General features: G+C 67.8%; 19 protein-coding genes and 1 rRNA gene. 2 read left to right on the top strand and 18 right to left on the bottom strand.

Annotation, left to right across the window (positions count from 1 at the left end; translation table 11 throughout):
* Positions 1-120: ribosomal RNA gene (locus tag KHB019_RS13115) — 16S ribosomal RNA — on the bottom strand; the annotation flags it as partial.
* 509 nt (positions 121-629) lie between these two features.
* Between KHB019_RS13115 and KHB019_RS13110 the strand changes: the two genes are divergently transcribed.
* Positions 630-1,928: a CoA transferase gene (locus KHB019_RS13110; protein ID WP_337459157.1), complete on the top strand. Its 1,299-nt coding sequence runs from the start codon at positions 630-632 to the stop codon at positions 1,926-1,928.
* Here KHB019_RS13110 and KHB019_RS13105 read toward each other — a convergent pair.
* On the bottom strand, positions 1,879-2,688 hold the full coding sequence (locus KHB019_RS13105; protein WP_337459156.1) for a DUF4184 family protein: 810 nt from the start codon (positions 2,686-2,688) through the stop codon (positions 1,879-1,881). The two genes, KHB019_RS13110 and KHB019_RS13105, sit on opposite strands and share 50 nt — an antisense overlap.
* Before the next feature lie 74 nt (positions 2,689-2,762).
* Positions 2,763-4,064, bottom strand: a complete 1,302-nt coding sequence (tyrS, locus tag KHB019_RS13100; RefSeq protein WP_230103855.1) for a tyrosine--tRNA ligase — start codon at positions 4,062-4,064, stop codon at positions 2,763-2,765.
* A gap of 94 nt (positions 4,065-4,158) precedes the next feature.
* Between tyrS and KHB019_RS13095 the strand changes: the two genes are divergently transcribed.
* On the top strand, positions 4,159-4,749 hold the full coding sequence (locus tag KHB019_RS13095) for a hypothetical protein (RefSeq protein ID WP_230103856.1): 591 nt from the start codon (positions 4,159-4,161) through the stop codon (positions 4,747-4,749).
* Positions 4,750-4,766: 17 nt separating this feature from the next.
* Here the strand turns inward: KHB019_RS13095 and KHB019_RS13090 are convergent, their stop codons facing one another.
* From KHB019_RS13090 to KHB019_RS13020, 15 genes are all read right to left on the bottom strand, one after another.
* On the bottom strand, positions 4,767-5,414 hold the full coding sequence (locus KHB019_RS13090; protein ID WP_230103857.1) for a SatD family protein: 648 nt from the start codon (positions 5,412-5,414) through the stop codon (positions 4,767-4,769).
* A gap of 74 nt (positions 5,415-5,488) precedes the next feature.
* Positions 5,489-6,919 carry an argininosuccinate lyase gene (gene argH / locus KHB019_RS13085; RefSeq protein WP_230103858.1) on the bottom strand — a complete coding sequence of 477 codons (1,431 nt, stop codon included), beginning with the start codon at positions 6,917-6,919 and terminating at the stop codon, positions 5,489-5,491.
* Between the two features lie 29 nt (positions 6,920-6,948).
* The gene (locus KHB019_RS13080; RefSeq protein ID WP_230103859.1) at positions 6,949-8,043 is read right to left on the bottom strand and encodes a heparan-alpha-glucosaminide N-acetyltransferase domain-containing protein; all 1,095 of its coding nucleotides are present in this window, start codon (positions 8,041-8,043) and stop codon (positions 6,949-6,951) included.
* 10 nt (positions 8,044-8,053) lie between these two features.
* On the bottom strand, positions 8,054-8,977 hold the full coding sequence (argF, locus tag KHB019_RS13075) for an ornithine carbamoyltransferase (protein WP_230103860.1): 924 nt from the start codon (positions 8,975-8,977) through the stop codon (positions 8,054-8,056).
* Positions 8,974-10,194 carry an acetylornithine transaminase gene (locus tag KHB019_RS13070; protein ID WP_230103861.1) on the bottom strand — a complete coding sequence of 407 codons (1,221 nt, stop codon included), beginning with the start codon at positions 10,192-10,194 and terminating at the stop codon, positions 8,974-8,976. The genes argF and KHB019_RS13070 overlap by 4 nt, the downstream gene beginning before the upstream one ends.
* A complete protein-coding gene (gene argB, locus KHB019_RS13065) occupies positions 10,191-11,126 on the bottom strand; it encodes an acetylglutamate kinase (RefSeq protein WP_230103862.1) in 936 nt (311 codons plus the stop codon). The genes KHB019_RS13070 and argB overlap by 4 nt, the downstream gene beginning before the upstream one ends.
* Complete coding sequence (gene argJ / locus KHB019_RS13060; protein WP_337459155.1) at positions 11,123-12,280, bottom strand: bifunctional glutamate N-acetyltransferase/amino-acid acetyltransferase ArgJ; 1,158 nt, start codon at positions 12,278-12,280, stop codon at positions 11,123-11,125. The genes argB and argJ overlap by 4 nt, the downstream gene beginning before the upstream one ends.
* Positions 12,277-13,320 carry an N-acetyl-gamma-glutamyl-phosphate reductase gene (argC, locus tag KHB019_RS13055; protein ID WP_337459154.1) on the bottom strand — a complete coding sequence of 348 codons (1,044 nt, stop codon included), beginning with the start codon at positions 13,318-13,320 and terminating at the stop codon, positions 12,277-12,279. Before argC ends, argJ begins: the two co-directional genes overlap by 4 nt.
* Positions 13,321-13,651: 331 nt before the next feature.
* Entirely contained in the window at positions 13,652-14,617 is a 966-nt protein-coding gene (locus tag KHB019_RS13050) for an NAD-dependent epimerase/dehydratase family protein (RefSeq protein WP_337459153.1), read from the bottom strand.
* 86 nt (positions 14,618-14,703) lie between these two features.
* Positions 14,704-15,132: a cupin domain-containing protein gene (locus KHB019_RS13045; protein ID WP_337459152.1), complete on the bottom strand. Its 429-nt coding sequence runs from the start codon at positions 15,130-15,132 to the stop codon at positions 14,704-14,706.
* A 106-nt stretch (positions 15,133-15,238) separates the two neighbouring features.
* Complete coding sequence (gene pheT / locus KHB019_RS13040) at positions 15,239-17,755, bottom strand: phenylalanine--tRNA ligase subunit beta (RefSeq protein ID WP_337459151.1); 2,517 nt, start codon at positions 17,753-17,755, stop codon at positions 15,239-15,241.
* On the bottom strand, positions 17,755-18,795 hold the full coding sequence (gene pheS, locus KHB019_RS13035; RefSeq protein WP_337459150.1) for a phenylalanine--tRNA ligase subunit alpha: 1,041 nt from the start codon (positions 18,793-18,795) through the stop codon (positions 17,755-17,757). Before pheS ends, pheT begins: the two co-directional genes overlap by 1 nt.
* A gap of 30 nt (positions 18,796-18,825) precedes the next feature.
* Entirely contained in the window at positions 18,826-19,743 is a 918-nt protein-coding gene (locus tag KHB019_RS13030) for an amino acid ABC transporter permease (protein WP_337459149.1), read from the bottom strand.
* Positions 19,740-20,396 carry an amino acid ABC transporter permease gene (locus KHB019_RS13025; RefSeq protein WP_230103870.1) on the bottom strand — a complete coding sequence of 219 codons (657 nt, stop codon included), beginning with the start codon at positions 20,394-20,396 and terminating at the stop codon, positions 19,740-19,742. Before KHB019_RS13025 ends, KHB019_RS13030 begins: the two co-directional genes overlap by 4 nt.
* 63 nt (positions 20,397-20,459) lie before the next feature.
* Positions 20,460-21,362, bottom strand: coding sequence for a glutamate ABC transporter substrate-binding protein (locus KHB019_RS13020; RefSeq protein WP_325472232.1), 903 nt, complete (start codon positions 21,360-21,362; stop codon positions 20,460-20,462).
* Positions 21,363-21,378: the final 16 nt, after the last annotated feature.

Raw genomic sequence — 21,378 nt, 5'->3', positions numbered from 1 at the left:
CACGTGTTACTCACCCGTTCGCCACTAATCCACCCAGCAAGCTGGGCATCATCGTTCGACTTGCATGTGTTAAGCACGCCGCCAGCGTTCATCCTGAGCCAGGATCAAACTCTCCGTAAAAAACAAATAACAACCCCCACCGGAATAAGGTGCGAGGCTGCGAGTTTGAAACTGACCAAAGAGATATTCATTGCTGACTATCCGTTGCCAACCCCAAAAAAGGGGCTGGTCTTTGATCCAAAGGAATCTCACCCCAACCAAAGGCTGGAGTCGAGGTTATTTGGCATTTGACAAGTGCACGCTGTTGAGTTCTCAAGGATCGGACGCACCCACGACCCAGTCATCACAACCAGGCCCGCAGGGCAACTTCTCAAGCTTACCCCGTGGCATCCGTTTGTCAAATCGGCGATCCGAGCGAACTCGGTGCGATCTGCGGAACCACAGAGCAACCCAAACGCAGCATCTCACCGAGGTGATCTTCTGTATTTGGGAGGTGGTCCGCCACTTGAGGGGAGCTGAGCCTTGGCCCTTTCTCAACCCTGTGGGGCGAACAGGTAATAACTTACGTGGGATCCGAGGGAGCGGGCAAATCCGGCGCACGCCCCGGGCGTGTCGCGTACGATCTCCCCATGAGCGCGCTGCTTTCGCGGGTCCTCCGCGACCTGAGGATCACGCCCGAGCGGACGTTCGACGTTCCACAGTCGGAGCGTGCGGTTCCCCTCCCTTCCCGCCTGGCGACGGGCGAGCTCGCGTGGGCGAGCGTCGCGGCGGTCCAGGTGGCGATCGGCGCTGAGGTGGTTCCCGCGCTCGATCCCGACCGCATCGCACTCGCCTACCGGAGCGACCGGTTCTTGCGCATCGACGGCGAGCATCCGGATGTCTGGTCACCGCACTCCGGGTTCTGGCGAGCATCCGATGGTTGGATCCGCACCCACGGCAACTACCCGCATCATGCGCGAGCGCTCCTCGACGGCCTCGGGCTGGATGCCGCCGCAGCAGCGGACGACATACGGGCTGCCGTCGCGGCCGCATCCGCTCGGGATTCAGTCGAACGGATCACACGCGCAGGAGGACTCGCCGTCGTGGTCTCGCCGGAGGATCCCGCACGCGACGCGGCGCTCTGCTCCCGCCCGCTCATCGAACTCGCTCGTGCAGGCGATGCCTCACCCGAGTCCTCTCGAGAACTCGATTCGAACGCCCCACTCCGCGGCATCCGCGTTCTCGACCTCACACGCGTCATCGCCGGCCCGGTCTGCACCCGCACGCTCGCGTTGCTCGGCGCGGATGTCCTCCGCATCGATCCGCCTGCGCTCCCCGAGCCGGAGTGGCAGCATCTCGATACGGGGCACGGCAAGCGCACGGCTGTGCTCGACGCCCGTTCCGCTGAGATGAACGCGCTTCTGGGCCAGGCCGACGTCGTCGTGCTCGGCTACCGTCCGGCAGCGCTCGCACGCCTCGGCCTCTCCCCCGACGTTCTGACAGAACGGCATCCTGGGCTCGTGGTCGCGCAGTTGAGCGCCTGGGGTGCGGAGCATCCGGATCGCGCAGGATTCGACAGTCTCGTTCAGGCCGAGTCCGGAATCGCGATGGTCGAATCGCCCGACGGGCAGGCACCTGGCGTGCTTCCGGCGCAGGCGCTCGATCACAGTGCCGGCTACCTGCTCGCCGCCGCCGTCTGCGCAGCGCTGAATCGACGACGCGCAGAAGGCGGCAGCTGGCAGATCAGCACGTCACTGCGACGCGTCGCCGCTGAGCTCCTCCGGATGCCGCGCGACAGTGAGCCGTCACCGCAACACGAGATCGACCCGGCAGGCCACACTCAGGACTTCAGCGTCGACGGCCACACCGTCACCACGGTGCGACCGGTTCTGCCCTGGTTCAGCTTCGCGGCACCGCACCCGTGGGCTGCCGACGCCCCAGGATGGTGAGCGCGACGCAGAGCGCCAGCGTCAGCATGGCCCAGATCCCGGACGCGAGCGGGAGCACCCGGTAGGCGAGGTGCTGCACGGTGAACTCCGGCGAGAGGGGCCCGAGCGTCATGAGTCCGATGACCCAGGCTGCGACGAGGATCACCGGCAGCGACAGCCACCAGGCGACGCGCACCCACTGCCGACTCGACGGCGCCAGCACCTCGCGCGGCTCGGACCGACGCAGCCACAGCACCGCCCAGACGCCGAGGATCAGGAGCCCCGCGACGCTCGATCCGTGCTGCAGCCACTTGAAGCCCTGCAGCGGCCCCCACTGATCCGCGAGCGCCGGCAGGAGCTGCAGTCCCAGACGCCCTTCGTGCGTGAACTCGTCCCACAGGATGTGCGAGATCACCCCGATCAACAGGGATGCCGCGAGCCACAGTGACCGCGTCCAGCGCAGCCCGATCCCGAGGGCCCCGTTCAGCGCATCCGCCGCGGGCATGTCCCAGTCGGCGGGAAGCCGGGGCGCGAGCCACCGCGGTGACAGCTCGGGAACGACAGGGCGCAGCACGACCCGCCACAGCAGGAACAGACCGAGCGCGATGACCGCCGTCCAGACGACGTTCATGTAGGTGTGCATGAACGGGTAGCTCACGCCGAACCCGCGCACGAACAGCGGCAGGTCGGGGGTCATCGCGCCGATCGCGATCGCCGCCGGAACAAGCGGGGTGCGCAGGAACGGCAGCGCGACGACCGCGTGGCTCGGCGTGAACGGCATCGGACTCCTTCGGTCGCCCCTTCGACGGGTGGTCCCTGAGCCTGTCGAAGGGCTCAGGGATCGAGCGCGGCCTCTCAGCCGATGAACACGCCGGCGAGCGTCTTCTTGCCGCGGCGCAGCACCGATACTCCCCCGGGCAGAGTCGCCTCGACGACCGCCGCGTCATCCTCCACGCGGATGCCGTCGAGTGAGACACCGCCCTGAGAGATGGCACGACGCGCCTCCGACAGACTCGCCACGAGCCCCGTCGCGACGAGCGCATCGACGACCGAGGTTCCGGCTGCGACCGTCGCGTTCGGCAGCTCTTCGAGAGCCGAGCGCAGCGTGTCCGCGTCGAGCGTGCTCAGATCGCCCTGACCGAACAGCGCGTCGGATGCCGCGATGACGGCAGCCGTGGCATCCACGCCGTGCACGGTCGCGACCACCTCGAGAGCGAGACGCTTCTGGGCAGCTCTGCGGAACGGCTCGGTCTCGACGAGCTTCTCGTACTCCTCGATCTCGGCGCGCGTGAGGAACGTGAAGATCTTCAGGCGTTCGATCACGTCGGAGTCGGCCGTGCTGATCCAGAACTGGTACATCCGGTAAGGGCTGCACATGTCGGCGTCGAGCCAGATGGCGTTGCCCTCGCTCTTGCCGAACTTCGTCCCGTCGCTGTTCGTGATCAGCGGGGTGCCGATCGCATGCGCGGACGTGCCCTCGACGCGGTGGATCAGATCGGTGCCGCTGGTGAGGTTGCCCCACTGATCGGATCCGCCGGTCTGCAGCACGCAGTCGTACTGCCGGTAGAGCTCGAGGAAGTCCATCCCCTGCAGGATCTGGTAGCTGAACTCGGTGTAGCTGATGCCGGCGTCGGAGTTCAGACGCGCAGCGACGGCATCCTTCTTCAGCATCGTGCCGACGCGGTAGTGCTTGCCGATCTCGCGCAGGAAGTCGATCGCCGACATCGGCGCGGTCCAGTCGAGGTTGTTCACCATGCGGGCGGCGTTGTCGCCCTCGAAGCTGAGGAAGCGCTCGACCTGCGCACGCAGACGACCCACCCACTCCTCCACGGTCTCCCGCGTGTTCAGCGTGCGCTCGGCCGTGGGGCGGGGGTCGCCGATGAGCCCGGTCGATCCACCGACGAGGCCGAGCGGCTTGTGGCCGGCGAGCTGCAGGCGACGCAGCAGAAGCAGCTGCACGAGGTTGCCGAGGTGCAGGCTGGCCGCCGTCGGATCGAACCCGCAGTAATACGTGATCGGGTCTCCGGCGAGAAGGGCGCGCAGCGCCTCCTGGTCGGTGGACACGTGGACGAGGCCGCGCCAGACGATCTCATCCCACACGTTCTCGAACGTGGGATCGATCGCCTGCGGGGCAGTCGTCAGAGCGGGTGTTGACACGCGCTCCAGGTTATCAGCGCCCTTCCCCCGCGTTCGCGTCGCGCTTCCCGCGCGTTCGCCACGCGTTGTCGGATGCTCGTGCGAAGCTGTCGGCATGTCACCGGTCGATCAGCTCGTCTCGATCATCGTGGCCGCGAGCATCGCCGTGGTGATGCTCGCGGTGCTGATCATCTCGCTCATGAGCGTGCGCAAGCCCACGACTCCCCCGATGGTCGTCGCCAGTGCGCTCGTGGCCGCAGCGCTGGTAACCGTCGTGGTCGCGCGACCCACGTCGATGTCGATGCTCGCCACTGTTCCGCTGACGGCGCTCGGGATCGCTGCTGCGACGATCGGCGGCAACCCCTTCACCCGAAGGGCACTCGACATCGCGACAGGCAAGCGCGTGCGTGAGACCGAGGACGGCGGCATCCTCATCGTCGCCGCGCACGACGCCGACCCTGAGCACGCGCGCACACTGATGCGCGGTGGCACGGTGATCGGGTACCTCGAGCGCATCGCCATGGTCATCGCGATCACGGTCGGATTCCCCGAGGCGATTGCGGCCATCATCGCCATCAAGGGCATCGGCCGGTTCCCCGAGCTCGCCGAGCCCGAGGCCCGAGAGCGATTCATCATCGGCACCGTCGCGAGCCTGCTCTGGGCCGGGGTGATCGGTGCGATCATCCGCCTCGCCCTGACCTGGTGAGCGCGTTGCGGTCGCGACTACCGCTTCAGATCGAGCACTCGGAAGCCCTCGACGATCGCAGCGGCACCGGACGTCGACAGGCTCTGCGACACCGCGGACTGGGTGATCCCCTCCCCCGCGGCGAGCTGGCTCTGCGTCTGGGACAGGCATCGCCCGTACGTCAGCCGGCGCACTCGTTCTGACATCGCGCCGACGATCTCGTCGCGGGTGAGCAGGTAGGAATTCGCCCACCGGACGGCGTCGGGGCCCGGATCCTGGACGTTCTCGTGAGCGACGATCCAGCTGCGAGCCTGCGGAGCGGAACGCTTCTGCAGCGCCTCGACGTGCTCGATGGCGCTGCGCGCCGCCCACCATCCAGGGCCGTCCGAGATGCCCTGCGCTGACGCGGCCGATGGGACCCTCCCGACAGCGCCGATGCCGATGCCGTAGCGGAACTCGACCCCATCCGGCAGCGCCAGCCGCAGCAGCAGGATCGCGCCGAGCGCGGCCTCGAGCGTCGGGTACGTCGCCTGCTGCTCGTCGCCGACTGTCGGGCGCAGCCCCTGCGTCGCGACCGGGTAGTCGCCTTCGACACGAGCGATGGTCTCGTCGAAGGCGCGCTGTGCTTCCGCTCGGTCGACGAACTGCCGGGAGCCGATGATGTCCGCCGTCACTGCGATGGTCATGGCATCAGGGTATCACTGATATTTCAGATATATAAGTCAATCACTGATTATCTGAGAACATCAGTTCCGAGAGGTCAGAGCCCGAGCGCGTGGGCGGCCTTCTGTGTTCGTGAGACCAGCTCGGCGCGCTGCTCCTCCACGCGAACAGGAGCCGTTCCGCCGGCGCCCGTTCGAGAGGCGACAGACCCCTCGATGCTCAGCACTCCGCGCACCTCGGGCGTCAGATGCTCCGACACCTGAGCGAGCAGCGCATCGTCGGCATCCTCGAGCCCGATCCCGCTCTCCTCGCACGCGCGCACCAGCGCACCCGAGATCTCGTGAGCGTCCCGGAAGGGCACACGGCGCTTCACGAGCCACTCGGCGACGTCGGTGGCGAGCGAGAATCCCTGCGGAGCGAGCTCCGCCATCCGCTCGGTGTCGAAACGGAGCGTGGCGACCATGCCTGCGAAGGCGGGGAGCACGACCTCGAGCGTGTTCACGGAGTCGAAGACCGGCTCCTTGTCCTCCTGCAGATCGCGGTTGTATGCGAGCGGCAGACCCTTGAGCGTCGCCATGAGCCCGGTGAGATTTCCGATCAGCCGACCGGACTTGCCGCGGGCGAGCTCGGCGATGTCGGGGTTCTTCTTCTGCGGCATGATGCTCGAGCCGGTCGAGTAGCTGTCGTGCAGAGTGACGAAGCCGAACTCGCGGGTGTTCCAGAGGATGATCTCCTCGGACAGGCGCGAGAGGTCGACCCCGATCATCGCCGTGATGAACGCGAACTCAGCGACGACATCTCGAGCGGCCGTGCCGTCGAGCGAGTTCTCGGCTGGACGATCGAGGCCGAGTTCGCGAGCGACGAGCTCAGGGTCGAGGCCGAGCGTGGACCCGGCGAGCGCTCCCCCGCCGTACGGCGAGACGCCGGCGCGGACGCGCCAGTCGACGAGACGCTCGAGCTCGCGGACCAGCGGCCAGGCGTGTGCCTGCAGATGATGCGCGAGCAGGACGGGCTGCGCGTGCTGCAGGTGAGTGCGGCCGGGGAGGATCGCCTCGGGGTGGGCTTCGGCTTGAGCGACGAGAGCGTCGATGACGCGCAGGATGTCGCGGGCGATGACCTTGGCGTGGTCGATGAGGTACATGCGAACCAGGGTCGCGATCTGGTCGTTGCGCGAGCGGCCCGCGCGGAGGCGGCCGCCGAGTTCTGGTCCGAGTTCGGCGATGAGCGCCTGCTCGAGAGCCCCGTGCACGTCCTCGTCGGTGGCAGTGGGGACGATCGTTCCGTCAGCGACCTTGCGGGCGACGGCATCCAGTCCCTGGTGCATCTTCTGCTCTTCGTCCGCTTCGAGATACCCGGCAGCGGCGAGCGCCTTGGCGTGCGCGTGCGATCCGGCGATGTCGTAGGGCGCGAGGATCCAGTCGAAGTGCGTGGAGCGGCTGAGCTCAGCCAACTCCGGCGATGGTCCAGATGCGAATCGTGCGCCCCACAGTGCGCCCTCGTTCGTGCCGTCGTTCTTCGCCTCGCTCATCCCTCCAGACTAGCGGCGGCACGGCTGCGCTACCGGCGCTCAGGACCCGAGGCGACCACGCGCTTGGCCGCGCGTTCGAGCAGCCACTCCAGCGGGCCCCGCCCGACGAGCAACGCCCACGCCGAACACCCGATCAGCATCGCGATCGTGAGCGGCCAGAACGGCTCGAGAGCGCGGAAGCCGAACAGATCGGCGGTATCTCCGAGCACGACGCCCGCGACGATCGCCCAGACGACGAGCTGCACGGTGTACGCCGTCAACGGCATCGCACCGGTCGCGCGCAGGGGCAGGGTGATCGCCTTCAGCACCGGGACGCGGCACAGCAGCAGGCACGCTGCGAGCACGGCGATGACGAGCCCGCCAGAGCCGACCACCTCGAGCACGCCGGACGTGTGCGGGTCGGCCGTCCAGACCGACCACCAGTACGGATCGGCACTCGGCGCCGGCAGCTCCGCCAGACCGTAGCCGATCGCCGCGAGCGCGACGCCCGCGACGAGCATCCGCACCTGGACGGTCACTCGTGCGATGCCTGCCCTGGCGATGCCGAGGCCCGCGAGCACGAAGGCGATCCACACCGTGAACGGATAGTGCCACCCGATGAACGCGTCGAGCTCGACGCTGAACGGTGTCTGCCAGATCGGCAGTTCATTCAGCGCCGGCTGGACGAAGGGCATGATGAGCGCGAGTCCGGCCGCGGCCGAGAGCACCGTTCGGGCCGACATCCCCGTGAACGGCAACGCGAGCAGGAACAGGATCGCGTAGGCCGGGAGGATCACGTAGACCGGAACACCGGTGAGGATGAGCAGGATGCCGAGGACGAGCAGCATCGCGGCGCGGAGCGCCAGCCGCCATCGCGCCGTCGACATCCGCCGCCCCGTGGCAGGGACGCGGCCGCCGGTGACCAGACCGATGGACACTCCGGCGAGCGTCGCGAACAGGATCGACGAGCGACCGTCCACGAGCGCCGTCCAGGTGTCAGGATCCGACCAGACGAAGCCCTCTGCCGTCAGCAGCAGGTGCGCTGCGAACATGCCGATGATGGCGAGTCCTCGTGCGAGGTCGACGCCCGCGATGCGATCAGGACCGCCCAGGCGTCGCCAGTTCGTCTGCAGACGACCAGCCATCGTCACAGCCTCAGCTCTGACGAAGCAGCCAGACCAGCAGCGCCTTCTGTGCGTGCAGGCGGTTCTCGGCCTCGTCCCACACGACGCTCTGCGGTCCGTCGATGACCTCGGGGTCGACCTCGTAGCCGCGGTCGGCCGGGAGGCAGTGGATGAAGATCGCCTCTGGGTCGGCGAGGCTCATCGTCTCGGTGGTGACCTTGTATCCGCCGAGGTCGCGGATGCGCGCGATCTTCTCCTCTTCCTTGCCCATGGACACCCAGGTGTCGGTGACGACGACGTCGGCTCCGGCTGCCGCCTCGACGGGGTCGGTGTACAGGGTGATCGACCCGCCGGTCTCGGCCGCGCGGCGATCAGCGGCCTCGATGACATCCGCACGAGGCGCGTACGACTCGGGCGACGCCATGCGCACGTGCATTCCCGCCGTGACACCCGCGAGCGCGTAGGAGTGCGCCATGTTGCTCTGGGCGTCGCCGAAGAAGGTCAGCGTGAGCCCTTTCAGTTCTCCCTTGTGCTCGCGGATCGTGAGCAGGTCGGCGAGCAGCTGACAGGGGTGGAAATCGTCGGAGAGCGCGTTGATCACCGGCACCCTGGTGTCCTTCGCCATCTCCTCGAGGCCGGACTGCGCGTAGGTGCGCCATACGATCGCGGCCACCTGACGCTCGAGCACACGAGCGGTGTCCGACGGGGTCTCCTTGCCGCCGAGCTGGCTGTTCGCGGTCGAGATGATCAGCGGTGTGCCGCCGAGATCGGCGATCCCCACCGCGAACGAGACCCGCGTACGAGTGGAGGACTTGTCGAAGATCACCGCGACGGTCTGCGGGCCGGCGAGCGTCTTGTCGGCCCAGCGATCCTTCTTCAGGTCGAGCGCGAGGTCGAGGATCTCGGCCTGCTCGGCCGGAGTCAGGTCATCGTCGCGCAGCAGGTGGCGGGTCATAGTGCGTGGGCCTTCCCGGTTTCGGATGCCGCGAGGCTCGCCTGGACGTCGGCGAGCGCTGCGGTGAACAGTGTCTGGAATTCTTCGATCTCGGCGTCACCGATGGTCAGAGCGGGAGCGACCCGGATGGTCTCGGCGTTCGCGGCGTTGACGATCAGCCCGCGCTCTTGAGCGGCGGCGACCACGGCGTTCGCGACGGGCGCCGCAAGAGCGATGCCGATGAGCAGTCCGCGACCGCGGACACCCGTCACGAGAGGCGAGTCGATGACCTCGATCGCGGCACGCAGCTGAGCACCCCGGACAGCGGCGTTCTCGACGAGTCCGGCGTTCTCGATCTCGGTGAGCACGGCGTTCGCGACGGCCGTGCCGAGCGGGTTGCCGCCGAACGTCGAGCCGTGCGAGCCAGGCGTGAACAATGAACTCGCGGCGCCGAACGTCACGAGCGCGCCGATCGGGAACCCTCCGCCGATCCCCTTGGCCAGGGTGATGGCATCCGGGGTGATCCCCTCGTGGTCGAAGCCGAACCACTGGCCAGTGCGCCCCGCACCGGTCTGGATCTCATCGATGATGAGCAGCGATCCGTGCTTGAGCGTGAGCGAGCGCGCCGCCGCGAGGTAGCCCTCTGGCAGCTCGACCACTCCGGCCTCGCCCTGGATGGGCTCGACGATGATTGCTGCCACGCGGTCGTCCATCGCAGCTTCGAGCGCTTCGATGGTCGCGGGGATGTGCTCGACGCCGGCCGGCATCGGCTCGAACGGCTCACGCATCGCCTTCTTCGCGGTGAGCGCGAGTGAGCCGATGGTGCGACCGTGGAATCCGTTCTCCAGCGCGAGGATGCGCGGGCGCTCCGCACCGCCATGGAGACGTGCGAGCTTGAAGGCCGCCTCGTTGGCCTCGGCACCCGAATTCGAGAAGTAGACGCGGCCGTCGATCCCGGCGCCGGCGAGGCGCTTCAGGCGCGCGGCGAGTTCGAGCTGCGGCGGAGTGGCGAAGTAGTTCGAGACGTGCGAGAGGGTCGCCGCCTGCTTGGTGATCGCATCGACGAACACCGGATGCGCGTGCCCGAGCGAGTTCACGGCGATGCCGGCGAGGAAGTCGAGGTAGCGCTTGTCGTCCCCGTCCCACACGTGCGAGCCCTCACCGCGGGTGAGCAGTGCCAGACGATCGCCGACGTTGCGCACCAGGTCGCGTGCCACGTCATCCTGCCAGACGGTCATGCCGTCACCCCTGATTCTCCGAGTACCACTTCGGTTCCGATTCCCTTGCTGGTGAACAGTTCGACGAGCACGGAGTGCTTCACCCGCCCGTCGATGATGGCAGCGGCATCCACCCCGCCCTCGACGGCATCCAGGCAGGCGCGCATCTTCGGGATCATGCCGGACTCGAGGTTCGGCAGCATGGCGACGAGCTGCTGCGAGGTGATGTGCGAGACGAGCGAGTCGCGGTTGGGCCAATCGGCGTAGAGGCCCGGTACGTCGGTGAGGATCACGAGCTTGCGCGCGTTGAGCGCGACAGCGAGGGCGGATGCCGCGGCATCCGCATTCACGTTCAGCGACTGCCCCGGGTTGTCCAGGTCAGGCGCGATGCTGGAGATCACCGGGATGCGACCGGCGGCGAGGTGGTCGAGCACCGCGGTCGGGTCGACCTGCACGACATCGCCGACTCGGCCGAGGTCGACCTGCTCGCCGTCGATCACCACGCCGCGGCGGCGGCCTCCGAACAGGCCGGCGTCCTCACCGCTGAGCCCCGTCGCGATCGGCCCGTGCGAGTTGATCTTCGCGACGAGCTGCGGATTCACCTGCCCGGTGAGCACCATGCGAACGACGCTGATGGCCTCGGTGTTGGTGACGCGATAGCCGCCCTTGAACTCGCTCGGGATCGCGAGCCGATCGAGCATGTTCGAGATCTGCGGGCCGCCGCCGTGAACCACGACCGGCTGCACGCCGACGTAGCGAAGGTAGGCGATGTCCTGGGCGAACGCCTCCTGCAGCTCGTCCGAGACCATCGCGTTGCCGCCGTACTTGACGACGACGATCTGGTCGCGGAACTTCTTCAGCCACGGCAGCGATTCGATGAGGGTCGCCGCCTTCTCGGCCGCGACGTCAGGCGGCGTGTCCTGGATGTCGGCTGTTTCCTGGATGTCTGTCATGAGGCGTAGGCGCTGTTCTCGTGGACGTAGTCGTGCGTGAGGTCGTTGGTGCGGATCGTGGCCTCGGCGTCGCCCACCTGCAGGTCGATGTGCAGGTCGGTCGCGCGCGGGGTGAGGTCGACGTCTTCACGAGGGCGGTCCGGGCCGCCCTTGCTGCAGACGCGCACGCCGTTCATCCAGACGTCCACATCGTACGGGTCGAACTGCGCACTGGTCGTGCCGATCGCGGCGAGCACCCGGCCCCAGTTCGGGTCGTTGCCGAAGATCGCGGCTTTGAAGAGGTTGTTGCGAGCGACAGAGCGGCCGACCTCGACGGCATCCTGCTCGGTGACTGCTCCCGTGACGCGGATCGTGATGTCGTGGCTCGCCCCCTCGGCGTCGCCCTGGAGCATGGCGGCCAGCTGATCGCTGAGCTCGGTGAGCGCTGCCGTGAACTCGTCGATGTCGGGCTTGACGCCGCTCGCGCCGTTGGCGAGGAGCGTCACCTGATCGTTCGTCGACATGCAGCCATCGGAGTCGAGCCGGTCGAAGGTCTTCCCGGTCGCGGCGCGCAGTGCCGTGTCGGCCTCGATCGCCTCGAGGTCGGCGTCGGTGGTGATCACGACGAGCATCGTCGCCAGCCCCGGCGCCAGCATCCCCGCCCCCTTGGCCATGCCGCCGATCGACCAGCCGTCGCGTGTGACGACGGCGGTCTTGGCGATCGTGTCGGTCGTCATGATCGCCTGAGCAGCGGCGTCTCCCCCGTCGCTCGAGAGTGCCGCGATCGCCTGCTCCGTGCCGTCGAGAACCTTCGCGCGGAACGCCTCGTCTCCGGTTCCGATGAGCCCGGTGGAGCAGACCAGGATGTCGCCGGCGCTCACGTCGAGAAGCTCGCCCGCCTTCTCAGCGGTCTGATGCGTGGTCTGGAACCCGAAGCTGCCGGTGAAGCAGTTGGCACCGCCGGAGTTGAGGACGATGGCCTCGACTGCGCGGTCGAGGATGACCTGCTGCGACCAGATGATCGGGTTCGCCTTGGCGCGGTTGCTCGTGAAGACGGCCGCTCCGACCTTGCGCGGGCCGCGGTTGACCACCACGGCGACGTCGGGCTTGCCGGTGGACTTGAGACCTGCGGCGACGCCGGCCGCCTCGAATCCCTGGGGTGCGGTGACGCTCATGGTGCCACTCCGTTCACGGTGAGGGCGCGATCTTCCGGAAGGCCGAGCGCGAGGTTCATGGATTGGATGGCAGCGCCGGCGGTGCCCTTGACGAGATTGTCGACGGCTGTGACGACGGTCACCCGGTTCGCGGCCCTGTCGATCACGAGGCCCATCAGAGCCGTGTTCGCGCCGAGAACATCGGCGGTGCGCGGGAAGGTTCCCTCCGGCAGCAGCTGCACGAACGTCTCCTCGCCGTAGGTGCTCTGCCAGGCTTCGCGGATCTGCTCGTCGGTCGTTCCTTCGACGATCGGTGCCGTGGAGGTGGCGAGGATGCCACGCGCCATCGGCACGAGGACAGGCGTGAAGGAGATCCGAGGGTCTGCGGCGCCGGCGCCGCGGAGCGCCTGCTGGATCTCGGGGATGTGCCGGTGCGTGCCGCCGACGGCGTACGGGTTCGCGGTGCCGAGCAGCTCGCTGCCGAGCAGGTGGGGCTTGAGGCTCTTGCCGGCGCCGGACGGCCCGACGGCGAGGACGCTGACGATGTCGGACGGATCGATGACGCCCGCTGCGACCCCCGGCGCGAGACTGAGACTCACGGTGGAGGCGTTGCAGCCGGGGGCGGCGATGCGCGTGGCGCCGCGCAGACTCTCGCGCTGCTTCGAGTCGCCCGTGGGCAGTTCGGGGACGCCGTACGCCCAGGGCTCGTGGAAGTGTCCGCCGTAGAAGGCGTCCCACGAATCCTGCGAAGTCAGCCGGTGATCGGCTCCCGCGTCGATGACCAGCGGCACCTCACCGAGGGCATCCGTGTATTGGCCGGACTGGCCGTGTGGGAGCGCGAGAAACACGACATCGTGGCCGGCGAGGGTCTCGGGCGTGGTGTCCTGCAGCGTCAGATGGGCGAGGGAGCGCAGGTGCGGCTGGTGCTGGACCAGCGGCTGACCGGCGTTCGAGTGCGCGGTCACGGTGCGGATCTCGATGTCAGGATGACTGGCCAGGAGGCGCAGGATCTCGCCGCCCGCATAGCCGGATGCGCCGGAGACGGCGACGGTATACGTCATGTTTCTACCTTAACGGTGCGGGATGGTCGTCCCTGGGGTGACGATGATCCCTGAGCTTGTCGAAGGGTCCGAGGCGGCGACTCCGGCGCTCGACCCTCCGGCACAGGGCACGGTTCGGGGAGCGCAGAGGTCGCCTAGAGTCGGCGGCCGCCCTTCGACAGGTTCAGGGACCGTCGGCTGCGGCGTCGGCGCACCACGGTGACGCTCGAAACACGCGTCGAAGAGGTGATTGCGGCCGAAGGCATGTCGCGACAGTAGCGCTCGCGGCGCAGCATCCGCAAATCGTGCGACGCGGATGCCGTCACACGGTCCTCGTCACTCAGCGCCCGTGTCAAGAGGCGAGTTCGGCGAGGAGCGCTTTCTCGTCCGCGCGGGTGAGACCGGCACGGCGGGGTCGGTCGAGTCCGCGGGCGCGCTCGTCGTCGAGCACGCGGGCGATGATCTCCTCGAGCGGGCTCTGGATGCCGCCGGCCGCTGTGTACGCGGCGTTCGAGCGGGTCATGAACCCCGACCACTCGATCGGCAGCCACAACGGCAGCGACCGCTCCCCCATCCACGGCTGAACCTCGTGGGCGTCCAACCAGGCGTCGGCGGCGACGAAAGTCTCACCTTCGTGGTCGGCTGCTGTGCGGAACATCGCCAGCACTTCATCGAGCGGGCGCGGGTCTCCGATGGCGTTGCGGATGCCGGCGAGTGCGGTGTTCGCCGCGAACGCGGCGAGATCGTCGACGTCGATCACCTGCGCGAATCGACCCTCGCCGTTCGGCACCAGGACGGGGTCGGCACCGGCGCGGTCGAAGGCGGCAGCCCAGTAGCCGAAACGATCGCTGGGGTCGCCGACCCCGACGATCAGGCCGGGGCGAATGATGTGCGCCCGATCGGCCAGGGTGCGCACGGCCTCTTCCGCCGCGACCTTCTGCGCGGCGTACTCGTACTCGTCTCCGTCCTGCGCCGGCGCCTCGAGTCGAGCCGTCTCGTCGGCGTCGTGAGCGTCGGCATCGGCGTACACGGAGATCGACGAGATGTACGTCCAGTGCGCTGCGCGATCTCCCAGCGCTGCGACGGCTTCGCGCACGTGGATGGCCCGGGATGAGATGTCGACGACCTCATCCCACTCGCGATCGAGGAGCTCGTAGACGTCCGCGTCGTCGCGATCACCGCGCACGAGCACTGTCCCATCCAGCGAGGGGCGCTCCCCTCGTGCCAGGCAGGTGACGCGAGCACCGGCATCCAGCCAGCGTCGTGCGATGCGTCCCGACAACCATCCCGTGCCGCCGAGGATCAGTACGTCTGTCATGCGTCCATGCCATCACCACGAAGATCCCGAGGGAAGCGATTCCGCTCTGAGCAGAGAGTCCCGCGTCGACGGTTGCGTTCAGCCGCTCACCACGGCATCGGTCGATCGGGCGCTCGGGAGCTGTCGTTCGGCATCTCCGGCAGTTCCTCGCCGCCCGCGCGGATGCACAGCCACCGAAGCTCGCCGGGGCTGTCCGGCCTCGCGCGCCACGTGCGTACGACACCCTGCCCCACGCGCACGACGGAGCCTGCGCGCACCTGGACGATGTCGTCGTCCAGACCCATCTCACCGATACCGTCGAGGAAGACGTACAGCTCTTCCACCCTCGTGTGGACGTGCCAGTAGCCCGCTTCCTCTCCCGGCACCAGCGCGTTCGCCGTCATGCCGATGTACTGCATCGTGAGCTCGTGGTCGACGACGCGGCGGCCGTCGCGCGAACGCGCCTCGTCGAACCCGCCGAAGTGCGTGCGCCATTGGTCGAGCGAACCGATCTCTGTCACCTGATAGTCATTCATCGTCATCCATCCTGTTGCTCTCCCCGCCGCCGACGCGAACGGCGAGGACGAGGTCATGACCTCATCCTCGCCGTCTGCGAGCCGCTCGCGTGCGGGAACACACGGTTCAATCGCGGATGGCGGCTCCGAAGCGCTCGGCGGCCACGGCGACGCCCGCGAGCTTCGCCTCGGTCGCCTCTGCGGCCGTCAGCGTGCGATCCGGGGCGCGGAACCGCAGCGCGAACGTCAAGCTCTTCTGCCCGGCATCCAACCCCTGGCCGCGATAGTCGTCGACGAGACGCACCGACTCGAGCAACTCTCCCGCACCTTCTACGAGAGCCGCTCGCAGATCGGCGGCCGTGACGTCGGATGAGACGACCAGTGACACGTCCTGCGTCGCAGCCGTGTACGTCGAGAGCGATGCGGCGACGACCCGGTCACCCGCGAGCGACAGGATGCCGTCGAGGTCGAGCTCCAGCACGACGGCGCGACCGGGCAGATCAGCGTCCGCCGCCACGCTCGGGTGCAGTTCGCCGATGTGGCCGACCGGTTTTCCGGCGACGCTGAGCGCACCGGAACGCCCAGGGTGAAGGGCTGCGCGGCGTCCCTGCGCGACATCGATCTCGACGCCGGCCGCGACGGCGATGACGCGCACGGCGTCGAGGGCGTCCGAGAGCCCGTACGGCTCGACGGCGCGACCCGGCTGCCGAGCAGTGGCGTTGCCGGTGAAGAGCGCGGCGACGTGACGACGCTGCGGCGGGATCGAGGCGTTGAGCTGTGCGAGCTTCTCGTCCGAGGGGCGCTGTCCGAGCGGCGGCACCTCATCAGTGCCGTACTTCGCGCCTGGATCCGGCAGGAACACCGAACCGGTCTCGAAGATCGCCAGGTCGGTGAGACCGCGGGCGATGTTGCGGTGCGCGATCTGCAGGAGGCCAGGGATCAGCGAGCGACGAAGGAACGGCGCCTGACCGTCCAGCGGATTCGCGAGCTTGATGCTCGGCAGCTTCTCGCCCTCTCCGGCGTCCGACCAGTCCCAGGCCGAGCCGTGGAGGTCGTTCTGGGCCTCGGTCGTGAACGGGAACGCCGGAGTCTCCACGAGTCCGGCGGCCGCCAGCGCGTTGGCGACGCGGCGGCGCCCCTGCTGCGCGGCGGTCAGACCGCGCCCGGCCGGCGGCGTCGGCAGCACAGATGGCACACGATCAAGACCGTGGATGCGTGCGACCTCTTCGGCCAGCGTCCACTTGTCGGTGAGGTCGGGGCGCCAGCTCGGCGGAATCGCGTGCCATCCGTCCGACGTCTCGGTGACCTCGGCGCCGATCGTCTCGAGGGCGCCCACGATCTCCTCGTCGGTGTAGTCCACGCCGATGAGCGCCGGCACGAACTCGGCCGGCAAGGCGATGCCGGCGATCTCGAACTCGGAGTACAGTGCCCCGCCGATCTCGTCGATCCGGCCGCCGGCGAGCTCGACCATGAGGTCGGCGACGCGGCGTGCGGCGACGAAAGGCACGAGCGGGTCGACGCCGCGCTCGAATCGCTTGGAGGCCTCGCTCGGCAGCTTGTGGCGGCGCGCGGTGCGCGCGATCGAGATCGGATCGAAGATCGCCGCCTCGACGAGCACGTTGCGGGTGGCATCCGACATCTCGGTCGTGCCGCCGCCCATGACGCCGGCGAGGCCGATCGGACCGGACTCATCGGTGATCAGCAGATCCTCGATGTGGAGCTTGCGCTCCTGGCCGTCGAGCGTGGTCATCTTCTCGCCGGGCTGCGCACGGCGCACCGTGATCCCGCCTGAGAGCTTGTCGAGGTCGTAGCCGTGGATCGGGTTGCCGAGCTCGAGCATCACGTAGTTGGTGATGTCGATCAGGATGCCGAGCGACCGGATGCCGGCGAGCGAGAGTCGCGCGACCATCCACGGCGGAGTCGGGCGGGTCGGGTCGACATCGCGCACGACACGCACCACGAACTCCTGCACAGCGACGTTGTCGCGGAGCGGCTCGGCGTCCACAGCGAGCGGGAAGCCGGCACCGGGCTGAACATCGGTCCACTCGTGCTCGGCGGGGTCGCGGAAGTCGGCACCCGTCGCGTGCGCGTACTCGCGGGCGACGCCGCGAATGGAGAACGCGTAGCCGCGGTCCGGGGTGACATTGATCTCGACGGCCTCGTCGTCGAGACCCAGCAGAGCGATGGCATCCGTTCCGACCGGGGCGTCGATTCCGAGCGTCGACAGGATCAGGATGCCGTTGTGCTCGTCTCCGAGACCCAGTTCGCGCGCTGACGCGATCATGCCGTCGGACACGTGACCGTAGGTCTTGCGCGCGGCGATCGGGAAGGGTCCTGGGAGCACGGCGCCCGGGAGCGTCACGACGACCTTGTCACCGACGGCGAAGTTCGACGCGCCGCAGACGATGCCACGGGGCTCGGCCTCGCCGACGTCTACCTGGCACCAGCGGATCGTCTTGCCGTTCGACTGGGGCTCCTCATCGAATGACAGCACCTCGCCGACGACGACGGGACCTGCGATCTCGAAGCCGTGCAGCTCCTCCTCCTCGAACCCGACGGACACGAGCGCCGCGAAGACGTCCTCGGCCGTGGCATCCGCCGCCACATCGACGTACTCACGCAACCACGAAAGCGGGACGCGCATCACACCACCATCCCGAACTGCTCGCTGAAACGGATATCGCCCTCGGCCATGTCGCGCATGTCCTGCACGTCGGAGCGGAACATCAGACCGCGCTCTACCCCGATGCCGAATGCGAAGCCGCTGTACACCTCGGGGTCGATGCCCGCCGCGCGCAGCACGTTGGGGTTGACCATGCCGCAGCCGCCCCACTCGATCCAGCGTGCGCCGCCCTTGAAGGTCGGGTGCCACAGGTCGAACTCGGCCGACGGCTCGGTGAAGGGGAAGAAGTTGGTGCGCAGACGGGTCTTGGCCCCGTCGCCGAAGAGCTGCTTGGCCAGGTGGTCGAGCGTGCCCTTGAGGTGCGCCATCGTGATGCCCTTGTCTACGACGAGGCCCTCGACCTGCGTGAAGACCGGAAGGTGCGTGGCGTCGAATTCGTCGGTGCGGTACACGCGCCCAGGACACAGCACGTAGATCGGTACCTCGCGGCCGAGCATCGAGCGCACCTGGACGGGGCTCGTGTGCGTGCGCATGACGAGGTGACGGTCGACCGGGTCGACGAAGAACGTGTCCTGCATCTGGCGAGCGGGGTGGTCGACGTCGAAGTTCAGCGCGTCGAAATTGAACCACTCGTGCTCGAGCTCCGGTCCTTCTGCGATCTCCCAGCCCATGCCGACGAAGACGTCGGAGATGTCGTCCTGGAGCTGCATGAGCGGATGCCGTGCCCCCATGCGCGTGCGGGAGGAGACAGCAGTGATGTCGACGCGCTCGTCCTCGAGGCGAGCGGCGAGCTCGGCCTCGGCGAGTTCGGCCTCCTTCGCGGTCAGCGCCTGGGTGACGCGACCGCGTCCCTGGCCGACGAGCTTGCCGAAGGTCGCCTTGTGCTCGGGGGCGACCTGGCGCATCGACGCGTTCAGGACCGCGAGCGGAGACCCTTCTGCGACGTGCGCGGCACGGGCCGCCTTCAGTTCTGCTGTGGTGGCAGCGGCGCCGATGGCCTCGAGCGCTGCGGCGACGGCGGATTCCACCGCCTCTGGGGTGATTTCTGGGGCGTCAGACACAAGACACGAGTCTACCGGCGTGTCCGCGAGTCAGATGGACCCCGAATTGTTGCCGTCGAACTTGCCCAAGCCGCGCTGCGCGGCGATGAGCTCGGTGTCGGTTCCCTCGTGCATCACAGCGGCGTTGTCGGCCGCGAGCGCCTTCATCTTCGGCGAGCGGCGGGTCTTGATCTCAGCCCACTTCGCGATGCCCGAGAGGATCAGACACATGATGATGTAGATGCCACCGATGATGAGCGCGGCCTGGAGGATCGGACGCCCCGGCTGCGAGCTCAGGAGCTTCGCGTAGTAGAGCAGCTCCTGGTAGGTGATGATGAACCCGAGAGCGGTGTCCTTCATCGTCACGACGAGCTGAGCCACGATCACGGGGAGCATCGCTCGGATCGCCTGCGGCAGCAGGATCAGCGTCATGACGCCGCTCTTGCGCAGACCGATGGCGAAGCCGGCCTCCTTCTGGCCGCGTGGCAGCGATTCGATTCCGGCGCGCAGCGCCTCGGCGAGCACCGAGCCGTTGTAGAGCATGAGCGCGACGACCACGGCCCAGTACGGATCGGTCTTCACGCCGAGCGTCGGCAGGCCGTAGTACAGGATCATCATCATCACGAGCACCGGCACGGCACGGAAGAACTCGGTGACGACGGTGACGGGCACCCGCACCCAGGCGTGGTCGGACATTCGCCCGATCGCGAGCACGAAGCCGAGCGCGAGACTCAACACGGCGGCAAGCGCGAAGGCGCGCAGCGTGTTGAGCAGCATCTGGCCGATGGACGACCACACCACCGAGTACGTGAAGACATTCCACTTCGCGGCGCTGAACTGGTTCGTGAGCGACAGGCGCCAGAGGAGCAACGCGATCACAGCGACGACGACGATGATCGTGACGATCGTGAGGATGAGGTTGCGGCGACGGGCGCGAGGGCCAGGGACGTCGAAGAGTACCGAGCTCATCGTGCGATCCTCCATCGGTTCTCGAGCGTTCGCTGCAGCCAGGTCAGCAGCATCACCAGTGCGATGAAGATGACGGCGACCCAGAGCAGGACCTCCATGGGGCTGCCGGGGCGCGTGTGCGAATTGGAGATCGTCGCCTGCAGCTGCGGGAGGACCGCGATGGAGAATCCGGCGGCGACGGTGGTGTTCTTGAGAAGCGCGATGAACACGCTCATCATCGGCGGAACGACCGAGCGGAACGCCTGGGGCAGCACGACCTGGGTCATGACCTGCCCGAACGGCAGCCCGATCGCGCGGGCTGCCTCCGCCTGACCGACGGGCACGGTGTTGATGCCGGCTCGCAGCGTCTCGGCGACGTATGTGGCCGTGTAGACGCCGATCGCGAAGATGCCCAGCACGAGGTTCGAGAGCGTGGGAAGCGCGAGCGCGCTGTATCCGAAGACGAAGAAGAAGAAGACGAGGGTGAGCGGGGTGTTGCGGACGAGCGTGACGTACGCCGTGCCGACAGCGCGTGCGACCGGGACCGGCGAGACGCGCATGGCGCCGACGATGGTGCCGAGGACCAGCGCGATGATTCCGCCGAAGAAGAACACCATCAAGGTGTAGGTGAGGCCCTGACTCCACAGGTCGAGGTTGCCGAAGATGGCGTCCACGCGCCCTCCCCTTCTAGATATGGGTGCGGGGCGGCCGGTCAGACCGCCCCGCATCGCGGTTCGTCAGTCGACAGCCGGCTGCTCGACTTCGATGCCCGACTGACCGAGGGTCGCGTCGAAGATCGCCTGCCAGGTGTCGCCGCCGTCGGTGAACAGCGTGTTGATGTGCTCCTGAAGAGCGGTGTCGCCCTTCGGGAGGCCGACGCCGTAGCGCTCCTCGGTGAAGAGGCCGTCGAGCAGCTTCACGTCGTCGGGGTACTGCGCCGCGTAGCCGATGAGGATCGCAGCGTCCGTGGTGACCGCGTCGACCTTGCCGCTGATGAGGTCCTCGACGCAGGCGGAGTACACGTCGTACTCTTCCGTCTTGATCTCCGGGTAGTTCTCCTTGATGTTGGAGATCGGCGTGGAGCCGGTCGCAGAGCAGACGGTCATGCCGTTGAAGTCGGAGACGTCGCCTACTTCGGTCATCTCGCTGTCAGCGGCGACGAGGAAGCCCTGGCCCGTCACGAAGTAGGGACCGGCGAAGTCGATCTGCTCCTTGCGGGAGTCGGTGATCGAGTACGTGCCGACGTAGTAGTCGATGTCGCCGTTCACGAGGGCCTGCTCGCGGTTGGCGGATGCGATCGGCTCGTAGGTGATGTCGCTCTCCTCGAATCCGAGGGATGCGGCGATCCAGCGTGCGATCTCGATGTCGAAGCCGCTGCGCTCGTTCGTGGTCGCGTCGAGGTAGCCGAGGTTGGGCTGGTCCTCCTTGACACCGATGATCGGACCGCCGCGCTCGACCATGGCGTCGAACGTCGGGCTGCCTTCGAGCTGGACGTCCTGCGCCACCTCGTATGCGGGAGCGTCTCCTTCATCGCCGCCGTCCCCTCCGGGGGTCGTCGGGCTGCCGCTGTTGCAGGCGGTCAGGGCGATCAGCGCTGTGGCAGCGATTCCGATGCCCGCCAGTGTCCGTGTGCGTCGCATGTGCGTCTCCTTCGTG

The organism is Microbacterium sp. KHB019 (genome assembly GCF_037285405.1).
Lineage (GTDB): Bacteria > Actinomycetota > Actinomycetes > Actinomycetales > Microbacteriaceae > Microbacterium.
This window is presented reverse-complemented; position numbering and strand designations above follow the sequence as displayed.

Coding starts and splice junctions, on each gene's coding strand:
- KHB019_RS13110 (WP_337459157.1), top strand. CDS start 630: ATGAGCGCGCTGCTTTCGCGGGTCCTCCGCGACCTGAGGATCACGCCC.
- KHB019_RS13105 (WP_337459156.1), bottom strand. CDS start 2,688: ATGCCGTTCACGCCGAGCCACGCGGTCGTCGCGCTGCCGTTCCTGCGC.
- KHB019_RS13095 (WP_230103856.1), top strand. CDS start 4,159: ATGTCACCGGTCGATCAGCTCGTCTCGATCATCGTGGCCGCGAGCATC.
- KHB019_RS13090 (WP_230103857.1), bottom strand. CDS start 5,414: ATGACCATCGCAGTGACGGCGGACATCATCGGCTCCCGGCAGTTCGTC.
- argH (WP_230103858.1), bottom strand. CDS start 6,919: ATGAGCGAGGCGAAGAACGACGGCACGAACGAGGGCGCACTGTGGGGC.
- KHB019_RS13080 (WP_230103859.1), bottom strand. CDS start 8,043: ATGGCTGGTCGTCTGCAGACGAACTGGCGACGCCTGGGCGGTCCTGAT.
- argF (WP_230103860.1), bottom strand. CDS start 8,977: ATGACCCGCCACCTGCTGCGCGACGATGACCTGACTCCGGCCGAGCAG.
- KHB019_RS13070 (WP_230103861.1), bottom strand. CDS start 10,194: ATGACCGTCTGGCAGGATGACGTGGCACGCGACCTGGTGCGCAACGTC.
- argB (WP_230103862.1), bottom strand. CDS start 11,126: ATGACAGACATCCAGGAAACAGCCGACATCCAGGACACGCCGCCTGAC.
- argJ (WP_337459155.1), bottom strand. CDS start 12,280: ATGAGCGTCACCGCACCCCAGGGATTCGAGGCGGCCGGCGTCGCCGCA.
- argC (WP_337459154.1), bottom strand. CDS start 13,320: ATGACGTATACCGTCGCCGTCTCCGGCGCATCCGGCTATGCGGGCGGC.
- KHB019_RS13050 (WP_337459153.1), bottom strand. CDS start 14,617: ATGACAGACGTACTGATCCTCGGCGGCACGGGATGGTTGTCGGGACGC.
- KHB019_RS13045 (WP_337459152.1), bottom strand. CDS start 15,132: ATGAATGACTATCAGGTGACAGAGATCGGTTCGCTCGACCAATGGCGC.
- pheT (WP_337459151.1), bottom strand. CDS start 17,755: ATGCGCGTCCCGCTTTCGTGGTTGCGTGAGTACGTCGATGTGGCGGCG.
- KHB019_RS13030 (WP_337459149.1), bottom strand. CDS start 19,743: ATGAGCTCGGTACTCTTCGACGTCCCTGGCCCTCGCGCCCGTCGCCGC.
- KHB019_RS13020 (WP_325472232.1), bottom strand. CDS start 21,362: ATGCGACGCACACGGACACTGGCGGGCATCGGAATCGCTGCCACAGCG.